This is a genomic window from Staphylococcus sp. HMSC068G11 (assembly GCF_001815825.1).
Lineage (GTDB): Bacteria > Bacillota > Bacilli > Staphylococcales > Staphylococcaceae > Staphylococcus > Staphylococcus epidermidis.
The window spans coordinates 124,329-146,703 of sequence record NZ_KV822100.1; the positions used below are offsets into that span (position 1 = coordinate 124,329).

Genomic DNA, 22,375 nt, shown 5'->3' on the forward strand with positions numbered 1-22,375 from the left:
ACTAATAGAACACTAAAAAACCTGAGACATTCATTATTGTCTCAGGTAATTCCGATGCATGGAGAGTCGATGACTGCAGAAATTTACACTTATACTAATCTTTGACTCTATCAATTATGATTAAAATAAGATAGTAAATCTCATGTAGATTTAACTCACACTTGTATAATATTTATACACAAATTACTATTCTTTAATCACTTGCTCTTCAATATGTTTGGTAATACCAGGTTCAACACTTTCTAATGCTTCTTCGGCTATCTCTATCGCACGTTTATATCGGTTATTTTTAAATAGTCGTTCTGCTTCATTTAAGCTTTTATCAACATGATGATGGTCCTTACGATATCTATTACCATATTGGATAAGCTTTTCTGCGTATACAGCATTTACAAGTACATCGTTAGCTTCATCTTCAAATGTATTCATTTGAATAACAATTTTTGCTACTTTATCCTTTAGTTGTTTAACATGAATTGGACGTTCGCTAAATTGATCATTTACTTCTCTTACTTCATTATCAATTTCATTTTTCATGATAATGAAACGTTCTGGAACGCTAGTTAAATTAGAAGCTAATAAACGTCGGTATACTTCTTCTTTCTTAGATTGTACTCTTAATAAATTATCTTCTGCTTCAGCTTCATCTTCGCGTAATTGAATGAGATGATTTTGAAGTTTATCTTGTTCTTTGTTAATTACAGATACATGATCTTCAAGGTACTGTAAATTATCTTGTACTTCACTATAACGTACCGCAGATTTAGAAGTTTCTTTTAAAATATCATCATAAACTGAGATGAGACTTTGAATTTCATTTTCAAATTGTCTTACACTTTGAGCATCTGATTCATTAATATAGTAATTTTCACGAACATATTCAATTTCGGTTTGTAATGTATAGTTCATATCTTTGGCCTTAAATAAGTCATCAGTAATGATATCTTTTGTTTCTTCAACTTCATTTTTGGCTTTTACTTCATATTCAATAAGATCATACATTTCATCTAATTTATCATTAATATTTTCAAGTTTATTATTAGCTTCATCTAATTCTAATCGACTAATCATTGGTTCAACAAAACTTAATTCTGTCTTAAGACTTTGTATTGTACCATCGACTTTGACATGATCTAAATCATAGCCTTCAACCTTTAAGTCTCTGCATCCATATTTTAAATCTTGAAACTGTCCTGGTAATTCTTTTTGAGTTTCTCGAATTAATTCTGGAATTTCATCCATATAAAATTTTAAATTTTTAATTTGATCCTTTAAAGCAGCAATGTGATTATGGGCTTGAACATAGTTACCTTCACTTTTTAAACTCTCATATTCATTTAACTTAGGCTCATAATTTTCGATTTCATTTTCAAGTGGTTCAGCTGCTTCACCAAATTGATGACGATTTGCTAATACATCACGTTTCATTTCACGATAGTCAACTTTACACTTTTCATACAATGCTTCATTTTCTTTATGTAAGTTTATAATGTCGTCCACTTGAGTTACTTGATGCTGATAATTCTCTTCGTATTGATCCATTAATTCGTGAGCATCATCAATTTCAGTTTGTGCTGCTGTGAATTTAAATTTCTCTAAAAACTCTTCAGCATTTTGAATTTTTTCTTCTACTGGAGCTAAGTATTTATTTGTAGTTTCTGTGTTGTCTTTTTTCATTGCATCATACTTAGTCTTTGTTTCACCTTTTAAATTTAAACCAGTAAGTTTTCTTAGGTTATCATCTAAAGGTAATTGTTCAATTTCGTTCTTACGCTCTTCTGTTTTTTCAATTAAATTTCTTTTGTTTGAGCGCATATAAAACAATACGCCAATAGCAATTAAAATAACTACTAATATTGCTAATATGATAAATAACACCATATACTTCTCCTCCTATTTTATCATCTTACATTATAACGTAATTTTGTGCGTCGTTAAATCACAAAATCAATTAATTGATAGATTATTTTTAAAAGCTTATACTAAATTAAAAATTGTAGTAACGAGGTATGACGATGACAATGAATATTCCAACAAATTATAAACTGATATCAAAACAACTTGCTAGTTTAATCGAAGATGAAAAGAATTTAATTGCAATATTAAGCAATACTTCTGCTCTTCTTAACGATACAATTGATCATATTAATTGGGTAGGTTTTTACCTTATTGAAAATAAGGAGCTTATTCTTGGACCATTTCAAGGCCATCCTGCTTGTGTACATATTGCTATCGGCAAAGGGGTTTGCGGCACTGCCGTTTCATCTGGTGAAATACAACGTGTTAAAGACGTCCATCAATTCCCTGGTCATATAGCTTGTGACGCAAATAGTCAATCAGAAATTGTTATTCCATTACATCAAAACGGCCAGATTATCGGCGTATTAGATATTGACGCTCCTATAAAAAATAGATTTTCACAAGAAGATCAAGAAGGACTTGAATCTATTGTAAAAACTTTAGAAAAACAACTCAATCAAATTTAAAATAATCTTGACACTTTCTTTTAAAATGATAAAATAAGCTTTGTGTGAATTAACGAAAATAGCAGTTATATATTATCTAGCTCTATGTTGTTCCCAATGTGGACGTGTCGCGTAACTGTCGCTATAAGGTGAAGACACATAAAACAATATATCTCGATAAGCATGTAACACTCTTTTTTGTTTTTTCATAACAACAAAAAAGAAAAAGGAGGAGTCTCACATGGCTCGATTCAGAGGTTCAAACTGGAAAAAATCTCGTCGTTTAGGTATCTCATTAAGCGGTACTGGTAAAGAATTAGAAAAACGACCATACGCACCAGGACAACATGGTCCTAACCAACGTAAAAAATTATCAGAATATGGTTTACAATTACGTGAAAAACAAAAATTACGTTACTTATATGGAATGACTGAAAGACAATTCCGTAACACATTTGATATTGCTGGTAAGCAATATGGTGTACACGGTGAAAACTTCATGATATTACTTGCTAGTCGTTTAGACGCAGTTGTTTATTCATTAGGTTTAGCTCGTACACGTCGTCAAGCACGTCAATTAGTAAACCACGGTCACATTGAAGTAGATGGTGGACGTGTAGATATCCCATCTTACTCATTAAAACCTGGTCAAGTGATTACAGTTCGTGAAAAATCACAAAACTTAGATATTATTAAAGAATCTGTTGAAATTAACAACTTCGTACCAGAATATTTAGACTTTGATGCTGACAACTTAAAAGGTACTTTCGTTCGATTCCCTGAACGTAGCGAGTTACCAGCTGAAATCAATGAACAATTAATCGTTGAGTACTACTCAAGATAATCGATTTCTACTTTTTACACCCAATTCCAATTTTGGATTTGGGTGTTTTATTTTATGTAAAAATTTCTATCCTGTTTTAGTTTTCAAATATTTAAATGTATAATGCATTTTGTTTAATAAAAACTGGGATATTAATTAATATTCCAGTTTTTATTAACAATGATCAATACTCAACTTAATTGAAAATACGCTTTTATTTATTATTTTTTGAAGCAAGTTTTGATTGTACGTATTGAACTTCGCGTTCTATACTTACATTTTCTCTCATACTTATAGCTCGAATAAATCTTCAGGTACATCGGAAATAATACCGTCAACACCAATATCTACTAATTTTTGTGATTCTTTTAATTTATTTACAGTATAAGGTAATACTTTTAACTCTTCATCATGAGCAAGTTGCATAAATTTTTGCGAAACAATTTGATAATTTGGATTTGCATAATCAGCAACTTTGGCAATTTTTTTGAAATTCGGTAACTTGTGCCAATATTTTTTCTTACTAATTAATAAACCTAATTCATAATCTAAATTCATTGCCGACAATTTTTTTACACAATCAAAATCGAATGATTGTAAAATCGCTTTAGATTTAGATATTTGTCTTTCCTTCAATTTATCAACAATCATATTTTCAATATTTGGATACTGACTAGGCTTTTTTATTTCTATTAATAATTTTTGCGAAAAGTTATCTGCTAAATCTAACACTTCATCAAAAGTCGGTATACTCTCCCCTTTAAATTTCTCTCCTTTATAGAAACCAAAATCTAATGCTTTTAATTCTTTTAAAGTAAAGTCAGAAACCTTGCCTTTACCATTTGACGTACGATCGATAGTATCATCATGTATAACGACAAGCTCTTTATCTTTTGTGTAATGTACATCAATTTCCAACATATCTATATGTAACATGAGTGCATGTCGATAAGCGATTAAAGTATTTTCAGGATAATCTTCAGGTAATCCTCTATGCGCTACGATTTGGAAATGTTGATTTGGACGTCGAATTTTCATCAAAGTCACCTTTCTTTTAAACTTATTTAATTTGCCCTAAACTTAAATTACCATAATTAAATTGGAGGTCAATTCATATGGTTAGACATGATTTTAAAGTTAAAACTGAGTGGCTAGGTGGACGTGAAGAAGTAGGTAAACTTCGAGGAGATATTATCAATGAAAATATATCCATCCCCTCTTCACTCGGTGGCAAAGGAAAAGGCACAAATCCAGATGAATTACTAGTAAGTGCAGCATCATCTTGTTACATTATTTCACTCGCTGCAACACTAGAAAAGAGTGGTTTTACTAATGTAAAAATTAATCAACAGTCAATAGGTACAGCCTCATTTGAAAATAAAAAATTTAAAATGGAACGTATTACACATTATCCCTCAATTGAAGTGCCCTCTTCTCAAACAGAAAAGCTTAAAAGTATTTTAGATAAATTATTAGTGATTGCAGATAAAAATTGCATGATATCTAATGCAATACGGAATAATGTCATTATTTCAATTGAGCCTAATTTAATATAAATCATATAGCTATCACAAATTTTAAACATGTAAACGTTTTAATTATGTGATAGCTATTTAATAAGGGTTTTAAATATTCAGAATTTTTGCTAAAATAAATAAATCTTATTGTGGGAGGAATGTACAATGCAGTATTACCAACCTTTATTATTAACACCTGGACCAACTCCTGTACCGGAACAAATCTTGAGTGCCGTACAATTACCAATGGTAGGTCATCGTTCTACTGACTTTGAGGAAATTGCTAGTGAAGCATTTAAAGGTTTAAAGCCAGTATTTGGTAGCAAAAACGAAGTACTTATTCTTACATCTAGTGGCACTAGCGTATTAGAAGCAAGTATGCTTAACATTGCAAATCCTGAGGATCATATTGTGATAATTGTTTCTGGTGCATTCGGAAATCGCTTTAAACAAATCGCACAAACTTATTATAATCATGTACATGTATATGATGTTAACTGGGGTGAAGCTGTAGTAGTTGATGACTTTATTAATTATTTAAAGCAATTAAATGTACCAGTCACTGCAGTATTCACTCAATTTTGTGAAACGTCTACTGGTGTCATACATCCAGTTCACCAATTAGGTCATGCACTTAAAGCTTTTGATAATTCCTTATATTTTATTGTTGATGGTGTAAGTTGTATCGGTGCAGTGGATGTTGATTTAACAAAAGATAAAATCGATGTATTAGTTTCGGGAAGTCAAAAAGCTATCATGCTACCACCAGGTCTAGCATTTGTTGCTTATAGTGATAGAGCAAAAAAACGATTTGCTGATGTAGAAACACCAAGATTCTATTTAGATTTAAATAAATACATCAAATCACAAGAGCAAAATTCAACGCCCTTCACGCCTAATGTTGGTCTATTTAGAGGAATAAATGCTTATGTAGAACTTGTAAAAAAAGAAGGATTAAATCACGTTATTTCACGCCATTTTAAAATACGGGATGCCTTAAGAACGGCACTAAAAGCACTTGAATTAGAATTATTAGTAAAAGATGATGCTCATGCCTCACCTACTGTAACCTCATTTGTTCCAAAAAATCAAGAAGAACTTTATATCATTAAAAATCAACTTAAATCTCAATTCAATATAACTATTGCTGGAGGACAAGGTCACTTAAAAGGACAAATTTTGAGAATTGGTCACATGGGAAAAATATCTCCTTTTGATATTTTAGCAGTCGTGTCTGCATTGGAAATCATTTTAACTTCTAATAGAAATGTCAATTATATTGGAAAAGGGATAACTCAATTTATGGAGGTTATTGGACATGAGTCATAAAATATTAGTATCAGACCCAATTTCTGAGGATGGTTTACAAAGTATTTTAAAACATCCGGAATTTGAAGTAGATGTACAAACAGATTTATCTGAGAATGATTTAGTAAATATGATTTCAACATATGAAGCTCTTATCGTACGAAGTCAAACCCAAGTAACAGAGCGAATTATTAACGCTGCAACAAATTTGAAAGTCATTGCAAGAGCTGGTGTAGGCGTGGATAATATTAATATAGAAGCAGCGACTTTAAAAGGTATTCTAGTAATTAATGCTCCCGATGGTAATACAATTTCTGCTACAGAACATTCAGTAGCCATGTTGCTAGCAATGGCACGAAATATTCCTCAAGCACACCAATCTTTACGTAACAAAGAATGGAACCGTAAAGCATTTAGAGGTGTTGAACTTTATGGCAAAACGTTAGGTATTATCGGTGCTGGTAGGATTGGTTTGGGTGTCGCTAAACGTGCTCAGAGTTTCGGTATGAAAATTTTAGCTTTCGATCCTTATTTGACAGAAGATAAAGCGAAGTCATTAGATATTCAAATTGCAACTGTTGATGAAATTGCCGAAAAATCTGACTTTGTAACAGTTCACACGCCATTAACACCTAAAACTCGAGGAATTGTTGGATCATCTTTCTTTAATAAAGCTAAACAAAATTTACAAATCATAAATGTTGCCAGAGGGGGGATTATAGATGAAACTGCACTTATTGAAGCATTGGATAATAACTTAATAGATCGTGCAGCTATTGACGTATTTGAACATGAACCTCCTACTGATTCTCCCCTCATTCAACATGATAAAATTATCGTCACACCGCATCTTGGCGCCTCAACTGTAGAAGCCCAAGAGAAGGTTGCAGTCTCTGTATCTGAAGAAATAATTGAAATTCTAACTAAAGGGAATGTGGAGCATGCCGTGAATGCTCCAAAAATGGATTTAAGTAAAGTTGATGAAACAACGCAAAGCTTTATAGGTTTAAGTACAACTATTGGTGAGTTAGCTATTCAGCTCCTCGATGGTGCTCCAAGTGAAATTAAAGTTAAATATGCTGGTGACTTAGCTCAAAATGACACTAGTTTAATTACAAGAACAATTATAACGAACATCTTGAAAGAAGATTTAGGTAATGAAGTCAATATTATTAATGCATTAGCAATACTTAACCAACAGGGTGTCACCTATAATATAGAAAAACAAAAGAAACATTCTGGCTTTAGTAGTTACATTGAGCTAGAACTAGTTAATGATCAGGATAAAATTAAAATTGGCGCAACGGTATTCGCAGGTTTTGGGCCAAGAATAGTACGTATTAATGATTACTCACTTGATTTTAAACCTAACCAATATCAATTAGTGACATGCCATAAAGACAAACCTGGTATAGTAGGCCAAACAGGAAACCTATTGGGAAGTCACGGAATTAATATTGCGTCAATGACTTTAGGCCGTAACGATGCAGGTGGAGATGCTTTAATGATTCTTTCTATTGATCAACAAGCAAGTGAGGAAGTTATAAAAATTTTAAATGAAACAAGCGGATTTAACAAAATTATTAGCACTAAGTTAACAATTTAATTAATTACTTTCGTCTTTTTATAAACCAATAAAAATGCCTCAGATTGAAATTAATATACAATCTGAGGTCATTTTTTGTCTATAATAAAATTTTTCGAATCTTAGTTATATCTTCTACTACATAGTCTGCTCCATTTGCAACTAATTCAGCGTGAGCAGCTTTACCTTTTAAACCAGTCAAAGTACCAATGAACGTTGCCCCTATCTTCTTCGCACTTAATAAATCAGCTAAAGAGTCACCTACTATGTATACCTCATCTTTATTTACGATATCTTCTTGATTTGTCGCATATCGTTCATATTGGTCGTTATAATTTCCATTTAAAGTAGCAATGTAACTAAATGGGTTAGGTTTTCCTAAAGGTTGATATTGAGGAAATTGCTTCTCTGCTAGCAACACCTCACTTGCCGTTACGATATGTTCATCTTTAAAATAAGATTTTAATCCCAATGATTGAAATGGAATTATTGTTTCAGTTCGTGGTCTTCCAGTTGCTATCGCAATTTGATATCCCGCTTCTATTAGATTTTGAAGTAATAATTGAATTTCATCTATAGGTTTAAGAATGACCTCATCATAAATGAAACCTTTCTTAAAATCTTGAATATCTTTTTTATATTCAACTTGATTAAATAAAGCTTTTCCTAAATACCATTCTTGATATATATCTTTTGCTAATGTCCATAAGGAACTTTTCAATTTAAATAAACTAGTGTTGTTAAGTTCTAATTGATTTTTAGCGTAAACTTCCAAATCTTCGTAAATAGCATCTTTACCATTTCTAAACGAAGCTATCACATCATAAGGTAAGCTATAATTTATCGTTTTATCAGTTAAATACTTTGCTATTTCCTTTAAAGTCTTTTTTGTAAACAATGATTCATCAAGTAATTGCTCTCGTAATGATGGTTTTAATTGTTTAGCTTTATCAATTAAATGAATACTAAATACAATAAATAGCATATCCCAATTTGAATTTAAACCTAGTGACTTTAGTTGATTTAGTATTCGGTCATGATTGAATACGTTTCTACGTATTTTGTTTATATCGTTTTCAGTTAAATTACCATCAAAATGAATATCTATACCACAATTTAAGAAATCTGGACTCGATAAAAGTTCAGCTACAGTAATTGCTGAAACATCAAAACATCGTTCCTCACTTAAAAATACGCCATCTACATCAAATAATATAGCCTTCATGCCTTACCCCTTTCATTTCAGAAAATTCTGATATAACTATATTACATGGTTCAATTAAAAAGGGCAAACTCATTACGAGCCAGCCCTTTCACATACTAATTCATTTGGCGATCCATTTCATTGGCAACTTGTTGTACGTGTGTTCCAATAATCACTTGGGTATAATGCTGTCCATTTTGAGTTATACCAATAGCTCCAGCATTTTTAATTTTCTGCTCATCTATAATTGAATTATCTTTAAGCTCCAATCTAAGCCTTGTTGCACAATGATTTAAACTAATAATATTTTCTTTACCACCTAATCCATCTAAAATACGTTTAGCATTTTGATAATATTTACTTGTAGTGGTTTTGTTCTGTAATACTTCCATTTCAGAAGTATCATTTGATGTTGGATCGATAAGTTCATTATCTCCCCTTCCTATAGTATTTAAATTAAAGACTTGTATGACAACTCTAAAGATAACGTAATAGATAATAAAAAAGACTACACCCTGCAACAATAACATCCAAGGGTGATTAGATATCGGATTAACTAATGAAAGCACATAATCTATAAGACCTGCACTAAATGAAAAACCTGCTGTCCATTGAAACATTGCTGCTATAAATAATGATAATCCAGTTAAAACTGCGTGAATAACAAATAAAACTGGAGCTACAAACATGAATGCAAACTCTATAGGTTCTGTTACACCCACAAAGAATGCCGAAACTGAACTTGCTAAAAACCAAGCATAAACTTGTTTTTTTTGATTCGTCTTCGCAGTATGATACATCGCCAAAGCTGCCGCCGGTATACCAAACATCATAACTGGGAAAAATCCTGCTTGGTATCTGCCAGTAATTCCCTTAATAGCATTTTTACCACTTTGAAATTTACCAATGTCATTTATTCCAGCAGTATCAAACCAAAATACATTGTTGAGCGCATGATGCAACCCAGTAGGTATTAACAATCTATTAAAAAAACCATATAATAATGCACCGAATGGCCCCATACCAACAATCCACTTACCAAAAGTAACTATGCCATTAAAAACTGGAGGCCAAATCAATAATAAAATAACCGCTAAAATTGTACAAAAGAATGCTGTCATGATTGGAACAAGTCGTTTCCCACTGAAGAATGATAAGGCCATAGGTAAATTCGTTTCACTAAATTTGTTATAACTATATGCAGCAATCAAACCTATAATAATTCCTACAAACACATTTCCATTATTCATTTGACTAAATGCTAAATCAATCTTAGATTCTTTAATTTGTAACAAAGTTGCTAATTTTTCTGGAGATAGTACTACCGTAACTATAAAAAAACCTAACGCTGCTGCTAATGCTACTGCGCCATCGTTCTTCTTAGCCATACCGATAGCTACACCAATAGCAAATAATATACCTAATTGCTCTAATATAGTGGTCCCAACACTTGTAAAAAAGAGAGCAGCTTGAGGCAGTATATTTAAAGCATCTAAAGTATGACCTATACCTACAATTATTGCGGCTGCTGGCAGAACTGCTACAGGTAACATGAGAGACCTACCCAAATGTTGCAAAAATTTATACATTTATATCATCCCTTATTTTTTATTATCAAACGTTAAAACACTGCAATGCAAAATCGTTTTCTATACCATACATTAAAGCCAAATTATTTACTCTAGAAAAATAATTATCCACTTTAATGTAAACGCTTAATTATAATCCAAAAGAAAGAACGTCTATACAAATCATTTAAATGTACGACGTTCCTCAATAGTAATGATATCTATATTTCTCTATTTCTTTAAACTACGTGAAATTTCATTAAGTTCTTTTTGTAATTGAGTTGTGCGTCTTTCGATTTCTTTGGTTAGGAAATCAACTTTCTCGTTTCGTTTCAAATCCTTTGGAATATCATCCATCTCAATTGGTTTACCGATTTTGATTAATGCTTGACCTGTAATCAAACCATGAATTTTTTTTGGACCCACATAAGCCGCTGGTAAGATAGGCGCCTTCCCTAGCATTGCTATAGTAGCTGCACCACGTTTTAATGGGGCTCCCTCTACTGAAGTACGATGACCAGTCGGGAAAATACCTATAGTTTTATGTTCTTTAAGTAAATTCACTGGTTTTTTTAATGTACTTGGACCAGGATTTTCTCTATCAACTGGAAATGCATTTAGTGATTTCAAAAATTTGCCAGCCCACTGATTCCTAAATAATTCTTTTTTAGCCATATAATGGATTTGATTAGGGAGTAATGCCATTCCTAACATGATTACTTCGTTATAACTTTCATGCGTACAAGTTACAACATATTTACTATCTTTAGGTATATTTTCCTTACCAATAACATATAATGATTTAGACATTTTCACTAAAATAACATCTAAAATCTTACTTATAAAATTGTACATAATGTCACCTGCTTATTTTCTTTATCATAATGATTTTATCACTATCAAATTCATAGAACAATACAACACATGTTTTCTTTAGTCATTTGATAACTATGGCACTGAAATAAATAACAATATGACTACAAAGTTATTTTTATCAAGCATTGATTCTTCCAAATCTTAAAGACAACAATAGCATTTATGATAATACTCCTAAAGTCGTATAGTTGATTGCTAGCAAATTTTATACAAACGATACATAATAGTAATACAGACTACAAATTATGGAGGTAACAAATGTCAGAACAAGAAAAGAATCAACACCACTATCGAAATTCTTCACAGAAGCGACACACTTTTCCATGGATTAAAACAATTATTGTTGCAATAATCGCTGGAATTATTGGAGCACTTCTCGTCTTAGGTATTGGTAAACTCCTTAATAAAACTGGTTTTAACAATGAAGGTGCTACTGTTCATCAAGTTTCAAATAGTCATGGTGGCAATCAGTTAGATGGTAAAAGTAACCAATACAAATCAGTACATGACATGATTAAAGACGTTTCTCCCGCAATTGTCGGCGTGATAAACATGCAAAAATCTACAAACCTTGATGATCTATTCAATGGTAAGGCATCTAAATCAAAAGAAGCGGGGATTGGTTCCGGCGTGATTTATCAAATAAGTGATGGTTCCGCATATATCGTTACAAATAATCACGTTGTTGATGGTGCTTCTGAAATTAAAGTTCAACTACATAATACAAAACAAGTAGATGCCAAATTAATAGGTAAAGATGCCCTAACAGATATTGCTGTTCTAAAAATAAAGGATACAAAAGGAATAAAATCAATTCAATTTGCTAATTCATCAAAAGTTCAAACTGGCGATAGTGTTTTTGCAATGGGTAATCCACTAGGATTAGAATTTGCAAATTCTGTTACATCAGGAATTATCTCAGCTAACGAACGTACAATTGATGCCAATACTTCTGCTGGTAATACTAAAGTTAATGTTTTACAAACAGACGCTGCAATAAATCCTGGTAATTCAGGTGGTGCATTAGTAGATATTAACGGAAATCTCGTTGGTATCAATTCCATGAAAATTGCGGCAGCACAAGTAGAAGGTATAGGTTTTGCTATACCTAGTAATGAAGTTAGAGTGACCATTGAACAACTCGTTAAGCATGGTAAAATTGAACGACCTTCAATCGGTATAGGTCTTATAAACTTAAGTGATATTCCTGAAAACTATCGTAAAGAACTACATACTCATAAAGACAAAGGTGTTTATGTAGCTAAAGTGGACAGTGATAATGCCATTAAAAAAGGTGATATTATTACTGGAATAGATGGTAAACAAATAAAAGATGATACAGATTTAAGAACTTATTTATACGAAAGCAAAAAACCAGGTGAAACGGTTACTCTAAAAGTTATCAGAGATGGTAAGACACAAGATATTAATGTGAAATTAAAAAAACAAGCATCTGCACCTGAATCATCTCAATCACAAAGTCAATTTGCTCAATAAAATATTTTCACTTTATACTTATTGATTTTAAGCTATTTTAGTTGACCGATTTTAAATAAAAACTCTGAGTATACTTCATTGTAAGAGATACTCAGAGTTTTACTTTTATAGTTACACCTTTTTAAACAAATATTTTAGTTTTTACAATATACATAAAATATTGTTAAATAATCAAATAATTTTTTGTCATTTATGATTGGTAATTAACCATGAAATATTTTTTCTTTCCTCGTCGAATTATTGTAATTTCATCTTCAATGAGGTCTTTACTACTTAACTCATAATCTACTGATTGTTGACGTTCACCATTAATATATATTGCACCGTTGTTTACATCTTCACGAGCTTGACGTTTAGATGAAGCAATACCTGTTTCAATAAGTGCTTCAATTATATTTGTCGTTTTTGTAGATAGCGTTACTTGAGGTACATCTTTAAACCCTTCTTTAAGTTCTTTAGCAGATAACGATTTTAAATCTCCACTAAACAGTGCTTTCGAAATGCGTATAGCGTCTTTTAAAGCTGCTTCTCCATGAATAAATTTCGTCACATTTTCAGCTAGTGCTTTCTGTGCTTCACGTAAGTGAGGGGCTTCATTTTTTGATTGTTCTAATCGATTAATTTCTTCTTTTTCTAAAAAAGTAAAATATTTTAAGAATTTAATTACGTCTTCGTCAGATTGATTAATCCAAAATTGATAAAATTCATATGGGCTTGTCTTTTCAGGATCTAACCACACAGCTCCAGACTCTGATTTACCAAATTTCTTCCCATCCGATTTAGTTACTAATGGGATTGTTAGTCCATATGCCTCAGTTTGTCCATACATTCGTCGCATTAATTCAATACCACTTGTAATATTACCCCATTGATCAGAACCGCCTACTTGAATTTTACAATTTAACTCACGATTTAAATAACCAAAATCAATAGCTTGTAAAATCGTATAAGTAAATTCTGTATAAGAGATACCATGTTCTAAACGAGTTTGAATAGAATCTTTTCCTAGCATATAGTTAACGCCTACATGTTTACCATAATCTCTAAGAAAACTAATCAACGAAATTTGACCAAGCCAATCTTTATTATTGACTAATTGTGCCCCTTTATCACTGTCAAATTCAAATAATCGATGCATTTGATTAGACAGGCCTTTGACGTTAGCTTCAACTTGTGATTCTGTTTGTAACACACGCTCTTCAGACTTTCCAGAAGGATCACCTATCATACCAGTACCTCCACCAATTAAGACGATAGGACGATGCCCATGTTCTTGGAATCGTCTTAATGTTAAAAAAGGTAACAAGTGACCAATATGTAAACTATCAGCTGTAGGGTCTGCACCGCAATATAAAGTGACCTGTTCCTTATTTAATAATTCTTCGATACCTTCTTCATCTGTTTGTTGATAAATTAACCCTCTCCATTTTAAATCTTCTATTAAAGCATTAGCCATTGATAAAATCCTCCTAATTTTTTTAAATTTAAAAAAGTTAAAGATATTTAATAAATATAGTGATTTATTCAAACCTATTAAAAAGCGCCCCTACAAAAATGTAAGGGCGCTTATGCACGGTACCACCATACTTAGATAGAGTTCGTTACTCATAAATATCTCTCTTAATGATACGTTCATTAATAAAACGTTGAATAATAAAAATAGCAAGGTGTATTCACCAATAAGAAACTACTAGTTCACAGCCACCACTAGTTCTCTTTAAGCTTTCTCAAAAGTTACTTGTCCTTTATATTCAAAACATATTGAATTGAATATTATTATAGTTAACATTATTTTAAAAGTCAAATTTCAAGATGTGGTATACTATATCTAACTTTAGGAGGTATCTAATGCATTTCAACAAGTATCAAATACTAACTACAGATAAATATACTAAATTTGAACATTTATATAAAAAAGTCAAACATATATGTGTCATGATTTTTTTGGTGTTTTTTTTGATTGGTTTTATCATACTGTTGTCATTAGTATTTTACTTCCAACAATTAACTAAAGATGCTTCGTCAATAAGTGATAAAGATTTGAAAGCAAAAATCCTTCATATACCTGGCGATGAGCTAATAAATCATAATAATCAAATTTTGGAAGAATATGATCATTCACAAAATACACTTATAGTTGGACCGAACCATGTAAATTCAAATATTATACATGCACTTACAGCCTCTGAAGATACATTATTTTATAAACATAACGGTATCATGCCTAAAGCACTTTTAAGAGCGATGCTTCAAGATATCACAAATTCAAACCAATCTTCTGGTGGTAGTACGATCACGCAACAATTAGTAAAAAATCAAGTGCTCTCAAACAAAAAAACTTATAGTCGTAAAGCAAATGAAATTATCTTGGCTACACGGGTCGAAACTTTATTATCAAAAGATGAAATCATATATACGTATTTAAATATCGTTCCTTTTGGTCATGACTACAACGGTGCCAATATAACTGGTATTTCTTCCGCTTCATATAGTCTGTTTGGTATACCTGCAAAAGATTTGAATGTTGCACAATCAGCGTATCTCATTGGCTTACTGCAAAGTCCATATGGCTATACGCCTTATGACGAACATGGCAAAATAAAGCCTCACCATCTTTTAAAATTGAGCATGAAACGTCAACAATACGTACTTAAACGTATGCGTGTTGAAGGAAAAATTTCTAAACAACAATACAAAAATGCTGAAAAATACAATATTAAACAGCACTTGCTGAAACAATCGAAAGACGAATAAAAATCAAATATATTTTTCAAAATTTTTGTAATGAAAAGAGAGCGAGCAATATTTATTAACAACACTGACTCACTCTCTTTTTTATTTTCTTAGAAAAGACCTATTGCTTTCCCATCATCAGTAACATCCATATTTAGTGCAGCTGGTTTCTTCGGTAAACCAGGCATAGTCATTATAGCACCAGTTAATGCAACGATGAATCCAGCGCCCGTTTTAGCTTCAAGTTCTCTAATTGTTATTTCAAAATCATTTGGGGCACCTAACAATGTCTGATCATCACTAAATGAATATTGAGTTTTAGCCATACAAATCGGATATTCATCCCAGCCATTCTCTTTAAATTGCTTTAATTGCTTTTGTGCTTTACTACTGAAATTTACTTTTGAACCTCCATAAATTTCTTTAACAATCGTTTCAATTTTAGCTTCGAGTGGTTGTTTTAACTCATATAAAGGCTTAAAGTTTTGAGGTTCCTGCATTACATCGAACACTTGGTTAGCAAGTTCAATTCCACCTTCTCCACCTTTTTCCCATACTTCTGTTAAAGCAATACGTACTTGATTATCTTTAGCCCATTGTTTCACACACGCTGTTTCAGAAGGTGTATCATGAATAAATGCATTTAAAGCTACTATGGGTTCGACACCGTATTTTTTAATATTATTCACATGTCTTTCAAGATTAACGAGTCCCGCTTCAACTGCCTCTATGTTCTCATGTTGAAGTTGATCTTTTGCAACACCACCATGCATTTTTAAAGCACGAATCGTTGCTACAACAACAACTGCTGAAGGATCGAAACCTGCTTCGCGAGCTTTAATGTTCATAAACTTTTCGGCACCTAAATCAGAACCAAATCCTGCTTCTGTAACAACAATATCTGATAAGTTTCTAGCAGTTTCAGTTGCTAATATAGAGTTACAACCATGAGCAATATTGGCAAAAGGGCCTCCGTGAACAAGAGCTGGAGTTCCCTCAATTGTTTGAACCAAATTTGGTTTAATCGCATCTTTAAGTATTAAAGTTAATGCACCTTCTACTTTCAAATCAGAAACTGTTATCGGTTTATGATGACGTGTATAACCAATGGTAATTCGACTTATTTTTTCTTTTAAGTCTTCGATATTTCGGCTTAGACATAAAATAGCCATTATCTCTGACGCAACTGTTATATTAAAACCATCTTCTCTAGGTACTCCGTGAGTTGGACCACCTAATCCTACGTTAACATGACGTAACGCACGATCATTCATATCTAAAACACGTTTCCATTCAATTCTTCGTTGATCAATTCCTAATTCATTTCCTTGATGTAGGTGGTTGTCGATAAATGCAGAAAGTGCATTGTTTGCAGTAGTAATTGCATGAAAATCACCATTAAAATGTAAATTAATATCTTCCATAGGAAGTACTTGAGCATAACCACCACCAGTTGCGCCTCCTTTAATACCAAAAGTTGGTCCTAAGGCAGGTTCTCGTAATGCAACGGTAACATTATGATTCAACTTGTTAAATGCATCAGCTAAACCTACAGTTACTGTGGATTTTCCTTCACCAGCAGGTGTTGGGCTCATAGCAGTTACTAATACGACTTTCCCTTTTTTCTCCTGTTCTTGTATCTGATTAATATCTATTTTAGCTTTATAGTGGCCGTATGGTTCTAAAGCATCCTCAGTAATTCCTACTTTTCTTGCAATTTCACTTATTGGTTTAAGTTTTGATAAGTTTGCTATTTCTAAATCTGATAAATGTGCCAAAATATTCAGCCCCTTGATTATATATAATTAACGAGTTATATGAATCATGATAACCGACTTACATTTAAATGTCGAATATTTTAATGTATTCAGTACTAAAAGTTCGTTATTTAAGAAATACTCATGCTATTCGTATTCTGGATACATAAGAAATTTTGCAAAAGTGACACGAATCACAAAACTTGTAATTCGTTGATAATATGATAATCATATTCATCCATAAAATTAATAAATATTTAATTGTAATAACAAGAACAATTACAAAGTTATTCCTTAGTAATATCTGTTAAAGTGAATTTATATAGAAAAATTGAATGATTTAGATACAATAAAAGAATATGAAAAACACTCTATAATGAAAATATTTTTTTCACTATAGAGCATTAATCTAGATATCTAATATGTCACTCATTATTTTTACTGAGTTGTCCCACGATATTCTATTCTATGAGGCAATATGACATTAGGATTTTCAATTTCTTCATCATTCATGTATTTAGTGAGTAATCTCATTCCAACAGCACCAATATCATACAATGGTTGAATAACACTAGATAACTGTGGTCTCACCATTTCAACTAAACGTGTATTGTTAAAGCTAATAATCTGTAAATCTTCAGGTACTTTCACACCAGCGTCTTGTGCACTATGTAATATACCAATTGCTTGCTCATCACTGATACAAAGAACAGCATCTGGTAAATTCGATTGTAATTGTTCAAATGTTTTTATACCTGATTTGTAACTTTCATTGCCAGATAAACGTAATGTATCGTCTAATTTTAGTTGATGCTGACTTAAAACATTTTTAAGACCCTCTAAGACATCATCTTGTGCCTTTATAGAATATTCTCCACCTATTAAAGAAAAAGTTTTAGCACCCTTCTCTATAAGATATTGTGTTGCTTCTTCGGCTGCTTGTTTAAAATCAATATTTACAGATGCAATATGATCATCCTTACCATCCGTTCCAGAAACTACGACTGGTACAGATGATTGATTAATAAGACTTTTAATTTCTTCAGAAATAGTTCCACCTAAGAAAATAATACCGTCGACTTGTTTACTTAATAAATTATTAAAAATTTCTTTTTCTTTTTCTGGATCATTATCTGAGTTTGAGATAATTGAGTGATATTTGTACATTGTTGCAATATCTTCTAAACCTCTTGCAAGTTGAGAGTAATAAACATTTGAAATATCAGGAATAATAACTCCAACCGTCGTTGTACGCTTACTTGCAAGACCTCTTGCAACTGCGTTAGGTCGATAGTTTAACCTTTTAATGACTTCATTTACTTTATTACGTGTTTCTGGTTTAACATTCTGGTTTCCATTTACTACACGTGAAACAGTTGCCATTGATACCCTGGCCTCTCGGGCTACATCATAAATTGTAACTGTCATAATTTCCTCCTTGTAAACGTTTTATTTGTTATTATAACGTGTTTTCATATCATTTTCAAAGTTTATCATATTTGTATAGTTTGTGAAATCATTTTATGTTTTTGTCACAATTCTGTTAAAAACTTCGTTACATTTAATATTTTTTATGTGATTTTTTATTAATGAGTTGGTATAAATAAAATTTCCCATAGCTCAAAATATATAGAACTATGGGAAATTATTACTTATTTAATTGTATAACGATACATTAATCTACTATTTCAGTTTCTTCGAATTGTACATATCAGCAAGTGGTTTTAATTCATGATAAAATTGATTGAATTCATTAAGATCCATTTGTTGACCAGCATCACTTAAAGCAACAGAAGGATCTGGATGAACTTCGGCCATAACTCCATCAGCACCAACGGCTAAAGCCGCTTTCGCTGTCGGTAACATAATATCTTTTCTACCTGTACTATGCGTTACATCAACCATAACAGGTAAATGTGTTCCTTGCTTTAAAATAGGTACAGCTGAGATATCTAATGTATTTCTAGTTGCTTTTTCGTATGTACGAATACCTCTCTCACATAAAATAATATTTCGGTTACCTTGTGAAGCAATATATTCAGCTGCATAGATAAATTCTTCTATCGTTGCTGATAAACCACGTTTCAATAAAATAGGTTTGTCTGTACGACCAGCTTCTTTAAGCAACTCAAAATTTTGCATGTTTCTAGCACCAATTTGGAAAACATCCAAATAATCTGAAGCGATTTCGAAATCATTTGGATTAACTATTTCACTTACTACATTTAAGTTATATTTATCTTTAACATTTTTCAAAATTTTAAGACCTTCTACTCCAAGACCTTGGAAATCATAAGGAGAAGTTCTAGGCTTAAACGCTCCACCACGAATAAATTTCTCACCTTTAGCCTGCAAATCTTGTGCTACAGCATCAACTTGTTCTTGTGATTCTACAGAACAAGGACCAAATACAAATGATTTATTACCATCACCAATGATTCCGCCATTATCAAATTTAACAATCGTATCTTCAGGTTTCAATTTACGTGATACATAAAGATGTTTTTCATTTTCTGATTTTTGTAAATCTGTAGAGGCTTTAAAAATTTCTTTAAATAATTGCTTAATCACATTGTCGTTAAATGGACCTTTATTTTTATCTAATAGCTGATTAATCATTTCCTTTTCACGCTGAGGATCATATACTCGTGTACCTTGCTTAATTTTTTCTTCACCAATTTTCTGTGCTAATTCTCCTCGCTTCGATAGTAATTCTAATATTTGATCATTTAAGGAAACAATTTCTTCTCTATACTGTTCTAGTTTATTCGTCATTTCTACTCACCTCTAAGATATAGTTCCGCATAAAGTATGTTACTTTAAAGCGATAAAATTAAAAATATTCAAATCTAATTTTAACAATTTCACATTTATAGTTCAAGCGTTAATTTACAGAAAATACTAAATATTCTGTAAATTTATGCAAATAATAATTTATTAAATAATGACATTCCAATATTATTTAAATGTTAAAAGAGATAGGAACGAACTGAATATAAATTCGTCGTCCTACCTCTAGATGTCTGATATTATTTAAATATCTAAAATTAAAGTGAAATAATATCTTAAATTAATGACTTACATTTAAAATTTAACATAATAATTACAATAGTTAATAAATCGTGTTAAGTAGATAAAGAATATAACTTTTATAATGTTCAATACACTTCATTGTACTCTTTATCATTGTTAATATTTAAAACTCGAGATTAATCATTAAATGTTCGTTTTTCAATTTTGCTACTAGTTTTTTCTACTTTTTGTTGTTTATTGCGTTTGTTTTGATTAGGTGTATGTTGCTGTTTGCCTTCGGAATCCTCTTTAGTTGCTGTGATGTTTTTAGTCTGATTCGCATTTTTTTGGATGTGTGGATTATTTGAATGTTGTTTAGATTCAGTAATAAGTGTAGGGATACGCTTCAATTTTGTTTGAGCTTTAGCAATTGATGGTTCTTTTAACAATGATTCTGTAAGTTGTGTTTCTTTAGAACCATTTGTGAGCTTAGCTTTTTTCTCTTTTGCTGCCTGTGCTAAGCGATAAGCATCTGAATTAGTACCTGATGCTTGAGATTGATTTAAATTAGTTACAAGATTTGGAACATCAGAGTTATTTGAATGTTTTATAGATTCTTCTTGCATTAGGTTTTTCGTGTTACTAGCAACTTTATTATTGTTATTTATTTTATCTCTTTTTGCTTTTGCCGCTGCAACTAATTTTTCTGTTTCAGTTTCTGACTTACTTTTAGTATCTTCTACACTTGCAGATGGGTTTGCTAAATTATGGCTACGTGCTTCTTCTTTAACTGCCGTTTGAGCAATTGCAATTTCTTCAGCAGAAGGTTCTTTCTCACTATCTATGTGTGTCATAGATGTTTTATTGTTTGAATCAACTTCACTTTTAGCTCCTTGAATTGCCTGAGCTTCTGGTGATTCATCCGCTAAATGCGTTTCGCGTTGTATAGCATTTTGTTGAGCTGCTAATTCTGTTGCTGATGGTCTCACACCATCCGCTTTTTTTGTTTCTTTTTTTGCTTCTTGAATTGCCTGAGCTTCCGGTGATTCATCCGCTAAATGCGTTTCGCGTTGTATCGCAACTTTTTGAGCTTGTAATTCATCTGCATGGATATTATCTTTGGAATCATTTTTTAATTGCTCAACTTTAGATTTAACAGAAAACATTGTATCTTCCGCTCGTTGTTTATAGTCTTCAACTTTACTGCGTAAATCTTGTTCTTTTTCTTTCAATTCATCCGTTTTTTTATATATTTTATTTTTATAGTACAATCCAACAGCAGAACCTACTATCGCACTTGCTATGAAACTAACTACGAAATCCTTACGTTTCAATGAGTTAGATTGTGAACGAGATGAGCGATGATACAATTCTTCGCTTGTATGGCTTTTCTCGAAATTATCACGATTATAATGTTCCATAAACTTTCCTCCTAAAACAAAAGCACTTAAATAAGTAAAAGCCTCATTTAAGTGCATTTGTCATTAAATAGTATTAATTATTTATTAACACGAGAATTGTAGCTATGATTTGCATCATCTGCTACAGTGTTTGTTTTGTAGTTTGCACTTCCTCTACGATTGTATCTGTTTTGCCATTTGTCAGCAATCTCCATTGCAACATTTGACCACTGTACAACTTGAGAAATTTTATCTTCATTTTGAGAAATATTGTGCGTAATTGAGTTTGTAACTCTATCTACAGATCCATTTAAGTTTTGTACTGAGTCTCCAATGCCCTTAACAGCATCAACTACAGAATTTAAACGATCAACTTTACCTTGAATATCTTCAGTTAAGCGATTCACTTTATGAAGTAAATCAGTCGTTTCACGAGTAATACCTTGAACTTGACCTTCAACACCATCCAGTGTTTTAGCCACATAGTCTAAATTCTTTTTAACAGAAATAAGTACCACGACGATACCGATACATAGAATTAAAAACGCTATCGCAGCGATGATTCCTGCAATTGGTAAAATCCAATCCATTAAAAACGCCTCCTAATTACCATAAAATAAAAGTCATTAA

18 protein-coding genes are annotated in these 22,375 nt (G+C 31.7%); 7 read left to right on the forward strand and 11 right to left on the reverse strand.

The annotated features are described in order from the left end of the window. Window positions 1–186: 186 nt before the first annotated feature. On the reverse strand, window positions 187–1,881 hold the full coding sequence (gene ezrA / locus HMPREF3058_RS10970; protein ID WP_002491826.1) for a septation ring formation regulator EzrA: 1,695 nt from the start codon (window positions 1,879–1,881) through the stop codon (window positions 187–189). A 134-nt stretch (window positions 1,882–2,015) separates the two neighbouring features. Here ezrA and HMPREF3058_RS10975 point away from each other — a divergent pair, with 134 nt between their 5' ends. Continuing rightward, on the forward strand, window positions 2,016–2,486 hold the full coding sequence (locus HMPREF3058_RS10975) for a GAF domain-containing protein (RefSeq protein WP_002491800.1): 471 nt from the start codon (window positions 2,016–2,018) through the stop codon (window positions 2,484–2,486). Window positions 2,487–2,706: 220 nt separating this feature from the next. Then, window positions 2,707–3,309, forward strand: a complete 603-nt coding sequence (gene rpsD, locus HMPREF3058_RS10980; RefSeq protein ID WP_001830798.1) for a 30S ribosomal protein S4 — start codon at window positions 2,707–2,709, stop codon at window positions 3,307–3,309. A 270-nt stretch (window positions 3,310–3,579) separates the two neighbouring features. Here rpsD and HMPREF3058_RS10985 read toward each other — a convergent pair whose 3' ends face one another. Further along, window positions 3,580–4,326 carry a glycerophosphodiester phosphodiesterase gene (locus tag HMPREF3058_RS10985; protein WP_002491759.1) on the reverse strand — a complete coding sequence of 249 codons (747 nt, stop codon included), beginning with the start codon at window positions 4,324–4,326 and terminating at the stop codon, window positions 3,580–3,582. A 77-nt stretch (window positions 4,327–4,403) separates the two neighbouring features. On the opposite strand from HMPREF3058_RS10985, the gene HMPREF3058_RS10990 reads away from it, so the two are divergent. From HMPREF3058_RS10990 to serA, 3 genes are all read left to right on the forward strand, one after another. Continuing rightward, window positions 4,404–4,844, forward strand: coding sequence for an SACOL1771 family peroxiredoxin (locus HMPREF3058_RS10990; RefSeq protein WP_002474967.1), 441 nt, complete (start codon window positions 4,404–4,406; stop codon window positions 4,842–4,844). A gap of 126 nt (window positions 4,845–4,970) precedes the next feature. Beyond that, on the forward strand, window positions 4,971–6,134 hold the full coding sequence (locus HMPREF3058_RS10995) for a pyridoxal-phosphate-dependent aminotransferase family protein (protein ID WP_002491764.1): 1,164 nt from the start codon (window positions 4,971–4,973) through the stop codon (window positions 6,132–6,134). Beyond that, a complete protein-coding gene (gene serA / locus HMPREF3058_RS11000; RefSeq protein ID WP_002491785.1) occupies window positions 6,124–7,719 on the forward strand; it encodes a phosphoglycerate dehydrogenase in 1,596 nt (531 codons plus the stop codon). The genes HMPREF3058_RS10995 and serA overlap by 11 nt, the downstream gene beginning before the upstream one ends. Window positions 7,720–7,798: 79 nt before the next feature. Here serA and HMPREF3058_RS11005 read toward each other — a convergent pair whose 3' ends face one another. From HMPREF3058_RS11005 to HMPREF3058_RS11015, 3 genes are all read right to left on the reverse strand, one after another. Then, window positions 7,799–8,923, reverse strand: a complete 1,125-nt coding sequence (locus HMPREF3058_RS11005; protein ID WP_002491830.1) for an HAD family hydrolase — start codon at window positions 8,921–8,923, stop codon at window positions 7,799–7,801. 95 nt (window positions 8,924–9,018) lie between these two features. Next, on the reverse strand, window positions 9,019–10,491 hold the full coding sequence (gene nagE / locus HMPREF3058_RS11010) for an N-acetylglucosamine-specific PTS transporter subunit IIBC (protein WP_002491823.1): 1,473 nt from the start codon (window positions 10,489–10,491) through the stop codon (window positions 9,019–9,021). Window positions 10,492–10,701: 210 nt separating this feature from the next. After that, entirely contained in the window at window positions 10,702–11,325 is a 624-nt protein-coding gene (locus HMPREF3058_RS11015; protein ID WP_002446687.1) for a lysophospholipid acyltransferase family protein, read from the reverse strand. A 279-nt stretch (window positions 11,326–11,604) separates the two neighbouring features. Between HMPREF3058_RS11015 and HMPREF3058_RS11020 the strand changes: the two genes are divergently transcribed. Next, window positions 11,605–12,843 (forward strand): S1C family serine protease, encoded by a 1,239-nt coding sequence (locus HMPREF3058_RS11020; RefSeq protein WP_002486757.1) that lies wholly within the window; start codon window positions 11,605–11,607, stop codon window positions 12,841–12,843. Window positions 12,844–13,033: 190 nt separating this feature from the next. Here the strand turns inward: HMPREF3058_RS11020 and tyrS are convergent, their stop codons facing one another. Then, window positions 13,034–14,299 (reverse strand): tyrosine--tRNA ligase, encoded by a 1,266-nt coding sequence (gene tyrS, locus HMPREF3058_RS11025; protein ID WP_002491825.1) that lies wholly within the window; start codon window positions 14,297–14,299, stop codon window positions 13,034–13,036. 392 nt (window positions 14,300–14,691) lie between these two features. Between tyrS and HMPREF3058_RS11030 the strand changes: the two genes are divergently transcribed. Next, a complete protein-coding gene (locus HMPREF3058_RS11030) occupies window positions 14,692–15,597 on the forward strand; it encodes a transglycosylase domain-containing protein (RefSeq protein ID WP_002446690.1) in 906 nt (301 codons plus the stop codon). An 89-nt stretch (window positions 15,598–15,686) separates the two neighbouring features. Here the strand turns inward: HMPREF3058_RS11030 and HMPREF3058_RS11035 are convergent, their stop codons facing one another. The 5 genes from HMPREF3058_RS11035 to HMPREF3058_RS11055 form a co-directional block, all read right to left on the reverse strand. Beyond that, on the reverse strand, window positions 15,687–17,354 hold the full coding sequence (locus tag HMPREF3058_RS11035) for a formate--tetrahydrofolate ligase (protein ID WP_002491818.1): 1,668 nt from the start codon (window positions 17,352–17,354) through the stop codon (window positions 15,687–15,689). Window positions 17,355–17,771: 417 nt separating this feature from the next. Continuing rightward, window positions 17,772–18,761 carry a catabolite control protein A gene (ccpA, locus tag HMPREF3058_RS11040; RefSeq protein ID WP_002491774.1) on the reverse strand — a complete coding sequence of 330 codons (990 nt, stop codon included), beginning with the start codon at window positions 18,759–18,761 and terminating at the stop codon, window positions 17,772–17,774. A gap of 255 nt (window positions 18,762–19,016) precedes the next feature. Next, window positions 19,017–20,108: a bifunctional 3-deoxy-7-phosphoheptulonate synthase/chorismate mutase gene (locus HMPREF3058_RS11045; RefSeq protein WP_001830908.1), complete on the reverse strand. Its 1,092-nt coding sequence runs from the start codon at window positions 20,106–20,108 to the stop codon at window positions 19,017–19,019. Between the two features lie 434 nt (window positions 20,109–20,542). Continuing rightward, window positions 20,543–21,766, reverse strand: a complete 1,224-nt coding sequence (locus HMPREF3058_RS11050; protein WP_002491770.1) for a hypothetical protein — start codon at window positions 21,764–21,766, stop codon at window positions 20,543–20,545. 77 nt (window positions 21,767–21,843) lie between these two features. Then, window positions 21,844–22,335, reverse strand: a complete 492-nt coding sequence (locus HMPREF3058_RS11055; RefSeq protein ID WP_001830868.1) for a DUF948 domain-containing protein — start codon at window positions 22,333–22,335, stop codon at window positions 21,844–21,846. Between the last annotated feature and the right edge of the window lie 40 nt (window positions 22,336–22,375).

Bases quoted from the DNA above. Each gene is read 5' to 3' on its own strand.
- HMPREF3058_RS10985 (WP_002491759.1), bottom strand. From the start codon at position 4,326: ATGAAAATTCGACGTCCAAATCAACATTTCCAAATCGTAGCGCATAGA.
- nagE (WP_002491823.1), bottom strand. From the start codon at position 10,491: ATGTATAAATTTTTGCAACATTTGGGTAGGTCTCTCATGTTACCTGTA.
- HMPREF3058_RS10990 (WP_002474967.1), top strand. From the start codon at position 4,404: ATGGTTAGACATGATTTTAAAGTTAAAACTGAGTGGCTAGGTGGACGT.
- HMPREF3058_RS11045 (WP_001830908.1), bottom strand. From the start codon at position 20,108: ATGACGAATAAACTAGAACAGTATAGAGAAGAAATTGTTTCCTTAAAT.
- HMPREF3058_RS11055 (WP_001830868.1), bottom strand. From the start codon at position 22,335: ATGGATTGGATTTTACCAATTGCAGGAATCATCGCTGCGATAGCGTTT.
- tyrS (WP_002491825.1), bottom strand. From the start codon at position 14,299: ATGGCTAATGCTTTAATAGAAGATTTAAAATGGAGAGGGTTAATTTAT.
- HMPREF3058_RS11015 (WP_002446687.1), bottom strand. From the start codon at position 11,325: ATGTACAATTTTATAAGTAAGATTTTAGATGTTATTTTAGTGAAAATG.
- HMPREF3058_RS10995 (WP_002491764.1), top strand. From the start codon at position 4,971: ATGCAGTATTACCAACCTTTATTATTAACACCTGGACCAACTCCTGTA.
- HMPREF3058_RS11020 (WP_002486757.1), top strand. From the start codon at position 11,605: ATGTCAGAACAAGAAAAGAATCAACACCACTATCGAAATTCTTCACAG.
- HMPREF3058_RS11050 (WP_002491770.1), bottom strand. From the start codon at position 21,766: ATGGAACATTATAATCGTGATAATTTCGAGAAAAGCCATACAAGCGAA.
- HMPREF3058_RS10975 (WP_002491800.1), top strand. From the start codon at position 2,016: ATGACAATGAATATTCCAACAAATTATAAACTGATATCAAAACAACTT.
- ccpA (WP_002491774.1), bottom strand. From the start codon at position 18,761: ATGACAGTTACAATTTATGATGTAGCCCGAGAGGCCAGGGTATCAATG.
- rpsD (WP_001830798.1), top strand. From the start codon at position 2,707: ATGGCTCGATTCAGAGGTTCAAACTGGAAAAAATCTCGTCGTTTAGGT.
- ezrA (WP_002491826.1), bottom strand. From the start codon at position 1,881: ATGGTGTTATTTATCATATTAGCAATATTAGTAGTTATTTTAATTGCT.
- HMPREF3058_RS11005 (WP_002491830.1), bottom strand. From the start codon at position 8,923: ATGAAGGCTATATTATTTGATGTAGATGGCGTATTTTTAAGTGAGGAA.
- serA (WP_002491785.1), top strand. From the start codon at position 6,124: ATGAGTCATAAAATATTAGTATCAGACCCAATTTCTGAGGATGGTTTA.
- HMPREF3058_RS11030 (WP_002446690.1), top strand. From the start codon at position 14,692: ATGCATTTCAACAAGTATCAAATACTAACTACAGATAAATATACTAAA.